The organism is Streptomyces bobili (assembly GCF_002154575.1).
Taxonomy (GTDB): domain Bacteria; phylum Actinomycetota; class Actinomycetes; order Streptomycetales; family Streptomycetaceae; genus Streptomyces; species Streptomyces bobili.
In genome coordinates this window covers 1-14,080 of record NZ_MUBA01000100.1, presented here as the reverse complement: position 1 = coordinate 14,080, position 14,080 = coordinate 1, and the positions used below count along the sequence as shown (strand labels likewise).

The window sequence follows — 14,080 nt, the reverse complement described above, 5'->3', positions numbered from 1 at the left end:
ACTCCTCGAAGGGACATCAACGATGATGCGACGACGTACGACCCTCCTCACCGGCTGCACCGCCCTCGCCCTGACGTTCGGCGCCACCGCCTGCGGTTCGAGCGACCCCGTCTCGGCGGGCGGCGGCGACAAGGCCCTCGGCGGCCAGACCGTCACCGTCGCCGGCGTCTGGTCCGGCAGCGAGCAGAAGAACTTCCAGAAGGTGCTGGACGCGTTCGCCGAGAAGACCGGCGCGAAGACCCAGTTCGTGTCCACCGGCGACAACGTCTCCACCGTCGTCGGCAGCAAGATCGAGGGCGGCAACGCCCCCGACGTGGTCATGGTCCCGCAGGTCGGCGTGCTCCAGCAGTTCGCGGAGAACGGCTGGCTCAAGCAGCTCTCCGGCACCACCGAGAAGGCCGTCGACACCAACTTCGCCCCCGTCTGGAAGACGTACGGCAGCGTCGACGGCACCCTCTACGGCCTCTACTTCAAGGCCGCCCACAAGTCGACCGTCTGGTACAGCCCCGACGCCTTCACCCAGGCCGGGGTCGAGCCGCCCACCACCTACGACGACCTGCTGAAGGCCGGACACACCGTCTCCGACTCCGGGCTGGCCGCCTTCTCGGTCGCCGGGCAGGACGGCTGGACCCTCACCGACTGGTTCGAGAACATCTACCTCTCCCAGGCCGGACCCGAGAAGTACGACGCCCTCGCCACCCACGAACTGAAGTGGACCGACCCCTCCGTCGTCGAGGCGCTCACCACGCTCGGCAAGCTGTTCAAGGACAAGCAGCTGCTGGCGGGTGGCCAGAACGGCGCCCTGAACACCGACTTCCCGGGCTCCGTGGAGAAGGTGTTCGGCCCGAAGCCCGAGGCGGGCATGGTCTACGAGGGCGACTTCGTGGCCGGCGTCGCCAAGGACCAGTTCGGAAAGTCGATCGGCGAGGACGCGAACTTCTTCCCGTTCCCGGCGGTCGGCGCCGGCGAGGCCCCCGTCGTCAGCGGCGGCGACGCCGCGGTCGTCCTCAAGGACGGCAAGAACACCAAGGCGGGCATGGCCCTCCTTGAGTACCTGGCCACCCCCGAGGCCGCCGCCGTATGGGCCGGGGCCGGCGGGTTCCTGTCCCCGAACACCAAGCTCGACCTCGCCTCCTACGGCGACGACGTCACCCGCGCCACCGCCAAGTCCCTCATCGACGCCGGGGACTCGGTCCGCTTCGACATGTCCGACCAGGCGCCGGCCGCGTTCGGCGGCACGAAGGGCGCCGGGGAGTGGAAGCTGCTCCAGGACTTCCTGCGCGACCCCTCCGACCCGAAGGCGACCGCGGCGGCGCTGGAAGCCGCGGCGGCCAAGGCCTACAAGGGCTGACCGGCGATGACCGCGACCCTTGTCGAGGAGACGGCTCCTCCACCACCGCCGACCGGCCTCGCCGACCGCGCCCGGCGCCTGCGCCGGCGGGGACGGATCGTCGCCCTGCTGTTCGCCCTCCCCGCACTGCTCCTGCTGGGCGCCCTCGTCGTCTACCCGGTGCTGTTCTCGATCGGGCGCAGCTTCTTCGACGCCTCCGGCACCCGCTTCGTCGGCGGCGAGAACTACACCGAGATGTTCCGCGACCCGGCCACCGTCAAGGCCGTACGCAACACGGCGATCTGGGTCGTCGTCGCGCCCGCCCTGCTCACCGGCCTCGGGCTGATCCTCGCCGTGCTGGTGGAGAAGGTGCGCTGGGCCACCGCCTTCAAGCTGCTGCTGTTCATGCCGATGGCGGTGTCCTTCCTGGCCGCCGGCATCATCTTCCGGCTCGCCTACGACGAGGACCCCGACAAGGGCGTCCTGAACGCCGCCGCAGTCTCCGTCCACGACGTCTTCAAGGACACCTCCGCGTACCCGACGGCACGGGCACGTGACGGCCAGGGACTCACCCGGGCGGCGGACGGCTCGTACCGGACCGGTGCGAGCGTGTCCCCGGGCGACTCGGTGACCCTGCCGCTGGTCGGCGTCCCGCCCAAGGACCTGCCCACCGGCACCGAACCCGCCCACGGGGCCGCCGGCCGCACGGCCGCGCCGGACGAACTGCGCGGCGTGGTCTACCTCGACTTCACGCCCGGCGGCGGAGGGACACCGGGCGAGGTCGACCCGCGGGAGAGCGGACTGCCGCGGATGCAGGTCGAAGCGGTACGCGACGGACGGACGGCCGCGACCACCACCACGGCCTCCGACGGCTCCTTCCGCTTCACCGGACTCGACGCGGGCTCCTACGCCCTGCGCCTCCCGGCGTCCAACTTCGCACCGCCCTACGACGGGATCTCCTGGCTCGGCCCGGCCCTCGTCACGCCGGCGATCATCGGGGCGTACCTGTGGATCTGGACCGGCTTCTCCATGGTCCTGATCGGCGCCGGGCTGTCGACGCTGCCGCGCGACGCCCTGGAGGCGGCCCGGATGGACGGCGCGAACGAGTGGCAGATCTTCCGGCGGATCACCGTCCCGCTGCTGGCCCCCGTCCTCACCGTCGTCTTCGTGACCCTGGTGATCAACGTGATGAAGGTCTTCGACCTCGTCTACATCATCGCGCCCGGACCCGTGCAGGAGGACGCCACCGTCCTCGCCACGCAGATGTGGCTGGTGTCGTTCGGCGGCGGCAACAACCAGGGGCTCGGCAGCGCCCTCGGCGTGCTGCTCCTCCTGCTCGTCGTCCCGGCGATGGTCTTCAACGTCCGCCGTTTCCGAAGGAGCCAGCGATGAACGCGGTACGGCGCGGCCTCGGCAACGGCCTCGTGCAGGCCGTCCTCGTGGTGATCGGCCTGGTCTGGGTCACCCCGCTGGCCGGACTGTTCCTGTCCTCGCTGCGGTCGGCCGAGGACACCGCCGAGGGTGGCTGGTGGACGGTGTTCGCCAGTCCCGGCGAACTCTCCTTCGACAACTACGCGGAACTGCTGAAGAACGCCGGGATGACCGAGGCGTTCTGGAACACCGTGCTGATCTCGGTCCCGACGACCGTCCTGGTCGTGGTCCTCGCGGCGCTCGCCGGATACGCCTTCGCCTGGCTCGACTTCCCCGGACGCGAGGCCGTCTTCCTGGGCGTGGTCGCGCTGTTGGTGGTGCCGGTGCAGATTGGCCTGCTGCCGGTCGCCAAACTCTTCGGGCAGCTGGGCCTGTTCGGCACGATCCCCGGCGTCGTCCTCTTCCACGTGGCGTACGGGCTGCCGTTCGCGGTGTTCCTGCTGCGCAACTACTTCGTCGAGATACCGAAGGAGATGCTGGAGGCGGCGCGGATGGACGGCGGCAGCGAATGGCGGATCTTCACCCGCCTGGTCCTCCCGGTGGGCCGGCCGGCGCTCGCCAGCCTCGCCATCTTCCAGTTCCTGTGGGTGTGGAACGACATGCTGGTCGCCCTGCTCTTCGCCGACGGCTCCTCGCAGCCGCTGACCGTGCAACTCCAGTCGCAGATACGGCAGTTCGGCAGCAACATCGACGTACTGGCGCCGGGGGCCTTCCTGTCCCTGGTGGTGCCGGTCGCCGTGTTCTTCGCCTTCCAGCGGCACTTCGTGCAGGGAGTGATGGCCGGCTCGGTGAAGTGAGCGGCCCACGGGTGAGGGCGGCGGGGTGTCCACGGACATCCCGCCGCCCTCAGCCGGTGACAGCGCCCGTGGTCAGGGCGAAGCCGGCGGATACAGCGAACGCGGCAGCTGCGACGCCGCCGCCGAGTCCAGCAGCCACAGGGTCCGGGACCGGCCCCGGGCACCCGCCGCCGGGGCCTGGATCTCGCCCGCGCCCGACAGCGCAATGGCCGCCGCCTGCGCCTTGTCCTCGCCGGCCGCCAGCAGCCACACCTCGCGTGCCGAGCGGATCGCCACCAGCGTGAGGGTGGTGCGGGTGGGCGGCGGCTTGGGCGCGCCGCGCACGCCGACCACCGTGCGCTCGGTCTCCCGTACGGCCGGCAGCTCGGGGAAGAGCGAGGCCACGTGGGTGTCCGGACCGACGCCCAGCATCAGGACGTCGAAGGTGGGCACGGAGCCGTGGTTCTCGGGACCGGCCGCGCGGGCCAGTTCCTCCGCGTAGCCGGCCGCGGCCGCCTCCACGTCGGAGCCGTAGGGGCCGTCCGACGCGGGCATGGCGTGCACGCGCTTCGGATCCAGGGGAACGGAGTCCAGCAGGGCCTCGCGGGCCTGCGTGACATTGCGGTCCGGATCGCCCTCGGGCAGGAACCGCTCGTCGCCCCACCACAGGTCGAGCCGGCCCCAGTCCACCGCGTCGCGGGCGGGCGCCGCCGCCAGCGCGGCCAGCAGACCGTTGCCGTTGCGGCCGCCCGTGAGGACCACGGACGCATGACCGCGGGAGGCCTGCGCGTCCACGATCTTCGTGATCAGACGGGCCGCGGCGGCCTGGGCCATCAGGTCCTTGTCGCGGTGCACGACCAGCTGGGGCGTACTCACTTCGCGGCCGCCTTCTTCACCGGGACCTGCGCCGTCGATTCCTTCGCGGGTACTTTGACAGCCGCTTCGACGGGAGTGGGAACCGCGACCGGTTCTCCTTTGGCGGCTCCTTTGGCCACGGCTTCCGGAGCGTCGGCCGGAGCCTCCGGCGCAGAACCCGTGCCGCTCCTGCCGTCCGAGGTGTTCAACCGCTCCACCCCGAACCGCAGCGCCGACGCGTACGTGTCGTCCGGGTCCAGCCGCCGCAGCTCCTCCGCGATCAGCTCGGCCGTGTCCCGGCGCTGGAGCGCCACCGCACGGTCGGGCTGCCCGTCGATGGACAGCGTGGCCAGCGAGCCGTCGGCCCGGTCCAGCACGATCGGGCCGCAGTCCGTGGACAGCCGGACCGCGGTGAGCCCCGGTCCGCCGGACAGCGAGCGCTGCACGGGCACGTCCAGCCGGTCGCCGAGCCACATCGCGAGCAGCTCGCAGCTCGGGTTGAACTCCTCGCCCTCCACCTCCACCGACTCGACCTTGCAGGTGACCTGGTCGAGAGCCGCGGCCAGCATCGAACGCCAGGGCGTGATGCGGGTCCACGACAGGTCGGTGTCGCCGGGGGTGTAGGTCCGGGAGCGGGCCGTCAGATCCCGTACCGGCTGCTCGGCGGCGTAGGTGTCGGTGACGCGGCGCTGGGCCAGCGCGCCGAGCGGGTCGGCGGCCGGGTCGAGCGGCGCGTTCACCGGCCACCAGACGACGACGGGCGCGTCCGGCAGCAGCAGCGGCAGCACGACCGACTGGGCGTGCTCGGCCACCTCGCCGTACAGCCGCAGGACGACCGTCTCGCCGGTGCCCGCCTCCGCGCCCACCCGCACCTCGGCGTCCAGCCGGGACTTGGTGCGGTCGCGCGGGGAGCGGGAGACGCGCTTGATGACCACGAGCGTGCGCGAGGGGTGCTCGCGCGACGCGTCGCCCGCGGCCTTGAGCGCGTCGTACGCGTTCTCCTCGTCCGTGACGATGACCAGCGTGAGGACCATGCCCACGGCCGGCGTGCCGATGGCCCGCCGCCCCTGCACCAGCCCCTTGTTGATCTTGCTGGCCGTGGTGTCGGTGAGGTCTATCTTCATGGCCGGCGCCAGCTCCGTCCGTCTCGTTCGAGCATCTCGTCCGCCTCGACGGGTCCCCAGGTACCGGCCTGGTACTGGGCCGGCTTGCCGTTCTCGTCCCAGTACTGCTCGATCGGGTCGAGGATCTTCCAGGACAGCTCGACCTCCTCGGTGCGCGGGAAGAGGTTCGAGTCGCCGAGCAGCACGTCCAGGATCAGCCGCTCGTACGCCTCGGGGCTGGACTCCGTGAAGGACTCGCCGTAGGCGAAGTCCATCGACACGTCCCGGATCTCCATCGAGGTGCCCGGCACCTTGGAGCCGAAGCGGACCGTGACGCCCTCGTCGGGCTGGACCCGGATGACGATCGCGTTCTTGCCCAGCTCCTCCGTCGCCGTGTGGTCGAAGGGGGAGTGCGGGGCCCGCTGGAAGACGACCGCGATCTCGGTGACCCGGCGGCCCAGCCGCTTGCCGGTGCGCAGATAGAAGGGGACGCCCGCCCAGCGGCGGTTGTCCACCTCCAGCTTGATGGCCGCGTAGGTGTCGGTCTTCGACTTGGGGTCGATGCCCTCCTCCTGGAGGTAGCCGACCGCCTTCGCGCCGCCCTGCCAGCCGGCCGCGTACTGACCGCGTACGGTGGCGTCGCCCAGGTCCTTCGGCAGCCTGACGGCACCGAGCACCTTGGTCTTCTCCGCGGCGAGCGCGTCCGCGTCGAAGGAGGCGGGCTCCTCCATCGCGGTCAGCGCCATCAGCTGGAGCAGGTGGTTCTGGATGACGTCACGGGCCGCGCCGATGCCGTCGTAGTACCCGGCCCGGCCGCCGATGCCGATGTCCTCGGCCATCGTGATCTGGACATGGTCCACGAAGGACCGGTTCCAGATCGGCTCGAACATCGTGTTGGCGAAACGCAGCGCCAGGATGTTCTGGACGGTCTCCTTGCCCAGGTAGTGGTCGATGCGGAAGACCTGGTCCGGGGCGAAGACCTCCTCGACCGTCGCGTTCAGCTCCTCGGCCGACTTCAGGTCGTGGCCGAACGGCTTCTCGATGACCGCGCGCCGCCAGGAGCCGCCCCGCTGGTCCGCCAGGTTGTGCTTCTTGAGCTGCTGGATGACCACCGGGAAGGCGCCCGGGGGCACCGACAGATAGAAGGCGAAGTTGCCGCCCGTGCCCTGTGCCTTGTCGAGTTCCTCGATCGTCGAGCGCAGCCGCTCGAAGGCGTCGTCGTCGTCGAAGGTGCCCTGCACGAAGCGCATGCCCTGGATGAGCTGCTGCCAGACCTCCTCGCGGAAGGGGGTGCGGGCGTGTTCCTTCACCGCGTCATGGACCTCCTGGGCGAAGTCCTCGTTGGCCCATTCGCGGCGGGCGAACCCGACCAGCGAGAAGCCCGGCGGCAGCAGACCCCGGTTGGCGAGGTCGTACACCGCGGGCATCAGCTTTTTACGTGACAAATCGCCCGTGACACCGAAGATGACCAGACCGGACGGCCCCGCGATACGCGGGAGCCGTCGGTCTGCGGGGTCACGCAGCGGATTGCTGCTCGACAAATTCTCAGCCCTCCGAAGGGGCGAGGCGCTGGAGCTCCGCCTCGGTCGACTTGAGCAGGTCGTTCCAGGACGCCTCGAACTTCTCGACGCCCTCGTCTTCCAGGAGCTGCACCACGTCGTCGTACGAGATCCCGAGCTTCTCGACCGCGTCGAGTTCGGCACGGGCCTGCTCGTAGGTGCCGGCCACCGTGTTGCCGGTGACCTCGCCGTGGTCCTCGGTGGCGAACAGGGTCGCCTCGGGCATGGTGTTCACGGTGTTCGGCGCGACCAGGTCGACGACGTACATCGTGTCCCGGTACGCCGGGTCCTTCACGCCGGTGGAGGCCCACAGCGCACGCTGCTTGTTCGCGCCCGCCTTCTCCAGCGCGTCCCAGCGGGCACCCGCGAAGACCTCTTCGTACGCCTGGTAGGCGAGCCGGGCGTTGGCGACGCCGGCCTTGCCGCGGGCGGCCTTGGCCTCGTCGGTGCCGAGCGCGTCGAGCCGCTTGTCGATCTCGGTGTCCACGCGGGACACGAAGAAGGACGCCACCGAGTGGATCAGGGACAGGTCCAGGCCCTTGGCCTGCGCCTTCTCCAGACCCGCCAGGTAGGCCTCCATGACCTCGCGGTAGCGCTCCAGCGAGAAGATCAGCGTGACGTTGACGCTGATTCCGTTGCCGATGACCTCGGTGATGGCCGGCAGGCCCGCCTTGGTGGCCGGGATCTTGATCAGCGTGTTGGGGCGGTCGACGAGCCAGGCCAGCTGCTTGGCCTCGGCGACCGTCGCCTTGGTGTGGTGCGCCAGCCGCGGGTCGACCTCGATCGACACCCGGCCGTCCTGGCCGCCGGTGGCGTCGAAGACCGGGCGCAGGATGTCGGCGGCGTCCCGGACGTCCGCCGTCGTGATCATGCGGATGGCCTCTTCGACGGTGACCTTGCGGGCGGCGAGGTCGGAGACCTGCTGGTCGTAACCGTCGCCCTGCGAGATCGCCTTCTGGAAGATCGACGGGTTGGTGGTGACGCCCACGACGTGCTGCTGTTCGATCAGCTCGGCGAGGTTGCCGGACGTGATGCGCTTGCGCGACAGGTCGTCCAGCCAGATCGCGACGCCCTCCTCGGAGAGGCGCTTGAGTGCGTCTGTCATGGAATTACATCTCCTACGTGTCGTATACGGGCGTCAGCGCTGGGCGGCGGTGAGGGATTCCCGGGCCTTGTCGGCCACGTTCTCGGCAGTGAAGCCGAACTCGCGGAAGAGGACCTTGCCGTCGGCCGAAGCACCGAAGTGCTCCAGGGAAACGATGCGGCCGGCGTCCCCGACGTACTTGTGCCAGGTGAGACCGATGCCCGCCTCGACGGCGACACGGGCCTTCACGGAGGGCGGCAGCACGCTGTCCCGGTACCCCTGGTCCTGCTCCTCGAACCACTCCACGGACGGCATGGACACGACCCGCGTTGGCACCCCGTCGGCTTCCAGCTGCTCGCGCGCCTCGACGGCCACATGCACCTCGGAACCGGTCGCCAGGAGGATCACCTCGGGCGTCCCGGAGGAGGCCTCGAACAGGACGTAACCGCCCTTGGCCGCTTCCTCGTTCGACTCGTAGGTCGGCACGCCCTGGCGGGTGAGGATCAGACCGTGCGGGGCGCCCTTGCCGAAGACCTTGGTGTAGCGCTTGAGGATCTCGCGCCAGGCGATCGCCGTCTCGTTGGCGTCCGCCGGGCGGACCACGTTCAGGCCGGGGATCGCGCGCAGGGCGGCCAGGTGCTCGACCGGCTGGTGCGTCGGGCCGTCCTCACCGAGACCGATGGAGTCGTGCGTCCACACGTACGTCACCGGCAGGTGCATCAGGGCCGACAGGCGCACCGCGTTGCGCATGTAGTCGGAGAACACGAGGAACGTGCCGCCGTAGACGCGGGTGTTTCCGTGCAGCGCGATGCCGTTCATCTCGGCGGCCATCGAGTGCTCGCGGATGCCGAAGTGGATCGTGCGGCCGTACGGGCTCGCCTCCGGCAGCGGGTTGTCCGCCGGGAGGAACGACGAGGTCTTGTCGATCGTCGTGTTGTTCGAACCGGCCAGGTCGGCGGAGCCGCCCCACAGCTCGGGGATGACCGCGCCGAGCGCCTGGAGCACCTTGCCGGAGGCGGCACGGGTGGCGACACCCTTGCCGGTCTCGAAGACCGGGATCTTCTCCTCCCAGCCGGCCGGCAGCTCGGCCGCGGCGACGCGGTCGAACTCGGCCGCGCGCTGCGGGTTGTTGTCCCGCCACAGCTGGTAGGACTTCTCCCACTCCGCCTTCGCCTGCGCACCGCGCTCCAGGGCCTGCCGGGTGTGGCCGATGACCTCGTCGGAGACCTCGAAGGACTGCTCCGGGTCGAAGCCCAGGACGCGCTTGGTGGCCGCCACCTCGTCGTCACCGAGCGCCGAGCCGTGCGCGGCCTCGGTGTTCTGCGCGTTCGGGGCGGGCCAGGCGATGATCGAGCGCATCGCGATGAACGACGGCCGGTCGGTGACCTGCTTCGCCGCCTCGATCGCGTCGTACAGGGCGTGCGGGTCGAGGTCGCCGTCCGGCTTCGGGGCGACGCGCTGCACGTGCCAGCCGTACGCCTCGTACCGCTTCACGGTGTCCTCGGAGACGGCCGTCTCGGTGTCGCCCTCGATGGAGATGTGGTTGTCGTCCCACAGCAGCACCAGGTTGCCGAGCTTCTGGTGACCGGCCAGCGAGGACGCCTCGGCGGAGATGCCCTCCTGGAGGCAGCCGTCACCGGCGACGCAGTAGACGAAGTGGTCGAAGGGGGACTCGCCCTGCGGGGTCTCCGGGTCGAACAGACCGCGCTCGTAGCGGGCGGCCATCGCCATGCCCACCGCGTTGGCCACACCCTGGCCCAGCGGACCGGTGGTGGTCTCGACGCCCACGGTGTGCCCGTACTCCGGGTGACCGGGGGTCTTCGAGCCCCACGTCCTGAAGGACTTCAGATCGTCCAGCTCCAGGCCGAAGCCGGCCAGGTACAGCTGGGTGTAGAGAGTCAGGGACGAGTGGCCCGCGGACAGCACGAAGCGGTCGCGGCCGACCCAGTCGGCGTCGGCGGGGTCGTGGCGCATCACCTTCTGGAAGAGGGTGTACGCGGCAGGCGCCAGGCTCATCGCCGTACCGGGATGGCCGTTACCGACCTTCTGTACGGCGTCGGCGGCCAGGACGCGTGCGGTGTCAACGGCCCGCTGGTCCAACTCGGTCCACTCGAGGTCTGTGGTGGTCGGCTTGGTGCTCACCCTGGGTCAGGGCTCCTCTCCACATGTCGAATACCGGTTGCTTCGGGCGCGCGCCCACCGGCTGCCGGTGACTGGATAACCACCGGCCGCTGTCGAGCCTACCCCCGTGAGGACGTGCGTTTTTTCGAGTCATTCCAGACTGCCGGGCCATTCGGGGATCCGCCTCCCGACTGGCCGAAGTCCCATTCGGCACATGAATACGGAGCCGCTCATCTGACTGCTCAATCGAGCCTCAGTGCGAGAGATGAGCGCACCCCCGCCCGAGGCGCGAAACAGCTGTTGAGGCACCCCTGCCAACACGACCCCACCCCCGCGAAGAGCGGGGTATGGGCAACGTCTACAGTGGCGTGGTACGCGCGAGCCTTTACCCGGACTTCACACGGGTGAGGCTCGCTGGGATGTCTCTGTCAGGGGTGTGCGTGACGGCCGTTGAATCCCGTCCAGCGGGGCTAATCGGGACGAAACAGAGCCCGAGCCGGCGGCCGGTGGGGGCCCGCGTCATGGCGTTCGTGGCGCTGACCAAGCCGCGGATCATCGAGCTGCTGCTCATCACCACCGTTCCGGTGATGTTCCTGGCCCAGCAAGGAGTGCCGGACCTCGGCCTCGTGCTGCTCACCTGCCTGGGCGGCTACCTCTCCGCGGGCGGCGCCAACGCGCTGAACATGTACATCGACCGCGACATCGACGCCCTGATGGACCGCACCTCGCAGCGCCCGCTGGTCACCGGAATGGTCAGCCCCCGCGAGTGCCTCGCCTTCGGCATCAGCCTCGCGATCGGCTCGACGCTCCTGTTCGGCCTGACCGTCAACTGGCTGTCCGCCTGGCTCGCCCTCGGCGCGCTCCTCTTCTACGTCGTCGTCTACACGATGATCCTCAAGCGGCGCACCTCGCAGAACATCGTCTGGGGCGGCATCGCCGGCTGCATGCCGGTCCTCATCGGCTGGTCCGCGGTCACCGACTCCCTCTCCTGGGCGCCGGTCGTCCTCTTCCTCGTCATGTTCTTCTGGACCCCGCCGCACTACTGGCCGCTGTCCATGAAGGTGCGCGAGGACTACGCGCGTGTGGGCGTGCCGATGCTGCCGGTCATCGCCTCCAACAAGGTCGTCGCCCGGCAGATCGTCATCTACAGCTGGGTGATGGTCGCCGTCTCCCTGCTGCTGACCCCGCTGGGCTACACCGGCTGGTTCTACACCACGGTCGCCCTCGCGGCCGGCGGCTGGTGGCTGTGGGAGGCGCACTCTCTGCAGAACCGCGCGAAGGCGGAGACCGAGGGCGGGAAGCTGAAGGAGATGCGGCTGTTCCACTGGTCCATCACCTACGTGTCGCTGCTGTTCGTGGCCGTCGCCGTTTGATCTACCCGTCGGTAGCATCCTGGCCATGGCAGACACCAAGCAGGCTGACGAGACCGCAGACGCCAAGCAGGCCGCCAAGGCCGAGCGCACGGCTGCCCGCCTCGCCAAGCGGATCAGCGCGTTCTCCAAGGAACACGGCGGGGCCGAGGGCCAGATCGCCCACCTCGGCGAGCGCGGCGCCCGGATCGTCCTCGTCGGTGAGGACGGCGGCTGGGGCGACCTCGTGGCGCCCGACATGGAGATCGCCGCCAAGGCGGTGGAGAAGTCCGGGATCACCGTCCACGAGGACTTCGACGGCGAGTTCGCCGCCAAGGTCAGGACTGGGCCGTACGAGTGGAGCCGGATGGCCGGGATCCAGGTCGGCGGACCGCGCAACACCTGAGCAACACCTGACGCCGGGTCCACCCGTTAGGACGTGTGAGGAGTACACACACGGTCCAGCCGCGGGAGTCCCGGATGATCGAAACACCGTCCCTGGTGGACCAGTACTGCCACGGAGTCCTGAGAACAGAACTGGGCCTCGGCACCTTCGAGGCCCAGCTGGCCCGCACCGAGGGCCCGCCCGCGCCCGGCACCACACTGTTCGACACCCAGACCGGCTTCGCGGTACGCCGCTGGTGCCCCCCGCTGCTCGGCCTGGAACCGCACTGCCCGCCCGCCCGCTATCTCGCCCGGCGCCGTGAACTCGGCGTACTGGAGTCGGGCCGCCGGCTGCTGCGCGGCAGCGGGATCACCACCTACCTCGTCGACACCGGCCTGCCCGGCGACCTCACCGGCCCCGACGAACTCGCCTCCGCGGGCGACGCCGAGGCCCGCGAGATCGTGCGGCTGGAACTCCTCGCCGAGCAGGTCGCCGACACCTCCGGCACCGTCGAGTCCTTCCTCGCCAACCTCGCCGAGGCGGTGCACGGCGCCGCGGCGACCGCCGTGGCCTTCACCTCCGTGGCCGGCGTGCGCCACGGCCTCGCCCTCGCGCCCGAACCGCCCGGACCGGGCGAGGTGCGGGGCGCCGCGGGCCGCTGGCTCGCCGGGCGCCGGGTCGGCGGGGAACTCAGCGATCCGGTGCTGCTGCGACACCTGCTGTGGATCGCCGTGGCCTCCGGCCGGCCCCTGCAACTCCACGCCGGCCTCGGCGAACCGGGCCTGCGCATCGACCGCACCGACCCCGTCCTGCTGACCGACTTCGTCCGCGCGACGGCCGGCCTCGGCACCGACCTGGTCCTGCTGCACGGCTACCCCTACCACCGGCACGCCGCCCACCTCGCGGGCGTCTTCCCGCACGTCTACGCCGACTCCGGGGCCGCCCTGGTGCGCACCGGCGCCCGCGCGGCGACGGTCCTCGCGGAGATCCTGGAGCTGGCCCCCTTCGGCAAGATCCTGTTCTCCAGCGGCGCACGCGGCCTGCCCGAACTGCACGTGGTCGGCGCCCGCCTGTTCCGCGAGGCCCTGGCACGGGTGCTGGGCGGCTGGGTCGCACAGGACGCCTGGTCGCTGACGGACGCCCAGCGGGTGGCGGGAATGGTCGCGGCGGGCAACGCGCGGCGGGTGTACGGACTGGGGTGAGCGTTCGGCCCACGGGCCGCGGGGCGCCGTACCAGACTGGGCGGATGCAGACCGACATCCTGCTCGACCGCTTCCTCGGCGCGCTGGCGCCGCTCGATCCCGTCGCCGTCTGGGCCCACGGCTCGCTCGCCGGCGGTGACTACCAGGAGGGCCGCAGCGATCTGGATCTGATCGCGGTGCTGCCGGGGCCCCTGCGGCCGGGCACGATGTGGCGGGTGGCCGTCCTGCACCAGAGACTGCGCGCCGACCCGCTCGCGGCCCGACTGCACTGCAGCTACCTGACCCCGGCCACCGCCGCGGACCCCGCCTGCCCGCACCTGACCTGGGCCCACCAGGAGCTGATGCGCCGCCCGGTCACGCCCGTCACCCGCCGCGAACTGCACGCCTTCGGACGTGTCCTGCACGGCCGTGCGCCGGCCGGGCTGCTGCCGGAGGTGTCCGACCGTGAGCTGAGGGAGTTCGTCGTGTCCGACCAGCGGGACTTCTGGCGGCCCGCCGTGGACAAGGCGCGCCTGTGGACACGGGACGTCTGGGTGGACGCGGGGCTGGTGACCTTCGCGCGGGCCGGCGTCACGCTGCGGCAGGGCCGGCTGATCTCCAAGCGCGAGGCGCTGGCGGAGCTGCCCGGTCTCGGGGCGCCCGCCGAGATCGTCGAGGACATCAGACGGCGTCGCTACGGCGAGCCCGCTCCCGTCCGTCCCGCCGCGTCCGAGGAGGAGTGGCGGGCCCACCGGGCCGAGTCGGCGCGCGGCTGGCTGGGCCCCGCGATCGACGGCCTGGTGGCGGCCCACGGCTGAGTCAGGCGCGAGAGCCGACCGTCGCCTCCGTCGCGGGGCCCGGCAGGCCGACGGTCGGTTCCGGGCGCTCGCGCAGGGCCAGCAGCAC

Annotated in this window: 12 protein-coding genes; 7 read left to right on the top strand and 5 right to left on the bottom strand. The window is 70.7% G+C overall.

The window, feature by feature from the left end:
- Positions 1-22: 22 nt before the first annotated feature.
- The 3 genes from BZL64_RS09280 to BZL64_RS09270 are packed head-to-tail and all read left to right on the top strand — an operon-like array spanning position 23 to position 3,558.
- Positions 23-1,351, top strand: coding sequence for an ABC transporter substrate-binding protein (locus BZL64_RS09280; RefSeq protein WP_086767956.1), 1,329 nt, complete (start codon positions 23-25; stop codon positions 1,349-1,351).
- A gap of 6 nt (positions 1,352-1,357) precedes the next feature.
- Positions 1,358-2,722: a carbohydrate ABC transporter permease gene (locus tag BZL64_RS09275; RefSeq protein ID WP_086767954.1), complete on the top strand. Its 1,365-nt coding sequence runs from the start codon at positions 1,358-1,360 to the stop codon at positions 2,720-2,722.
- Positions 2,719-3,558, top strand: coding sequence for a carbohydrate ABC transporter permease (locus BZL64_RS09270; protein WP_086767952.1), 840 nt, complete (start codon positions 2,719-2,721; stop codon positions 3,556-3,558). The genes BZL64_RS09275 and BZL64_RS09270 overlap by 4 nt, the downstream gene beginning before the upstream one ends.
- Before the next feature lie 72 nt (positions 3,559-3,630).
- On the opposite strand, the gene pgl is transcribed toward BZL64_RS09270, so the two are convergent.
- From pgl to tkt, 5 genes are read right to left on the bottom strand one after another with little or no spacing between them, the layout of a single operon-like run.
- A complete protein-coding gene (pgl, locus tag BZL64_RS09265; RefSeq protein WP_086767950.1) occupies positions 3,631-4,413 on the bottom strand; it encodes a 6-phosphogluconolactonase in 783 nt (260 codons plus the stop codon).
- On the bottom strand, positions 4,410-5,516 hold the full coding sequence (gene opcA, locus BZL64_RS09260; RefSeq protein ID WP_086767948.1) for a glucose-6-phosphate dehydrogenase assembly protein OpcA: 1,107 nt from the start codon (positions 5,514-5,516) through the stop codon (positions 4,410-4,412). Before opcA ends, pgl begins: the two co-directional genes overlap by 4 nt.
- Complete coding sequence (gene zwf, locus BZL64_RS09255) at positions 5,513-7,036, bottom strand: glucose-6-phosphate dehydrogenase (protein WP_086767946.1); 1,524 nt, start codon at positions 7,034-7,036, stop codon at positions 5,513-5,515. The genes opcA and zwf overlap by 4 nt, the downstream gene beginning before the upstream one ends.
- Before the next feature lie 4 nt (positions 7,037-7,040).
- Positions 7,041-8,159, bottom strand: a complete 1,119-nt coding sequence (gene tal / locus BZL64_RS09250) for a transaldolase (RefSeq protein ID WP_086767944.1) — start codon at positions 8,157-8,159, stop codon at positions 7,041-7,043.
- 33 nt (positions 8,160-8,192) lie between these two features.
- Positions 8,193-10,280, bottom strand: coding sequence for a transketolase (gene tkt / locus BZL64_RS09245; RefSeq protein WP_086767942.1), 2,088 nt, complete (start codon positions 10,278-10,280; stop codon positions 8,193-8,195).
- Positions 10,281-10,678: 398 nt separating this feature from the next.
- Here tkt and BZL64_RS09235 point away from each other — a divergent pair, with 398 nt between their 5' ends.
- From BZL64_RS09235 to BZL64_RS09220, 4 genes are all read left to right on the top strand, one after another.
- Positions 10,679-11,632: a heme o synthase gene (locus BZL64_RS09235; RefSeq protein ID WP_086767988.1), complete on the top strand. Its 954-nt coding sequence runs from the start codon at positions 10,679-10,681 to the stop codon at positions 11,630-11,632.
- A 25-nt stretch (positions 11,633-11,657) separates the two neighbouring features.
- Positions 11,658-12,014 carry a hypothetical protein gene (locus tag BZL64_RS09230; RefSeq protein ID WP_086767940.1) on the top strand — a complete coding sequence of 119 codons (357 nt, stop codon included), beginning with the start codon at positions 11,658-11,660 and terminating at the stop codon, positions 12,012-12,014.
- A 74-nt stretch (positions 12,015-12,088) separates the two neighbouring features.
- Positions 12,089-13,195, top strand: coding sequence for an amidohydrolase family protein (locus tag BZL64_RS09225; RefSeq protein ID WP_086767938.1), 1,107 nt, complete (start codon positions 12,089-12,091; stop codon positions 13,193-13,195).
- Positions 13,196-13,239: 44 nt separating this feature from the next.
- Positions 13,240-13,992 (top strand): nucleotidyltransferase domain-containing protein, encoded by a 753-nt coding sequence (locus tag BZL64_RS09220; protein WP_086767936.1) that lies wholly within the window; start codon positions 13,240-13,242, stop codon positions 13,990-13,992.
- The last annotated feature ends 88 nt before the right edge of the window (positions 13,993-14,080 follow it).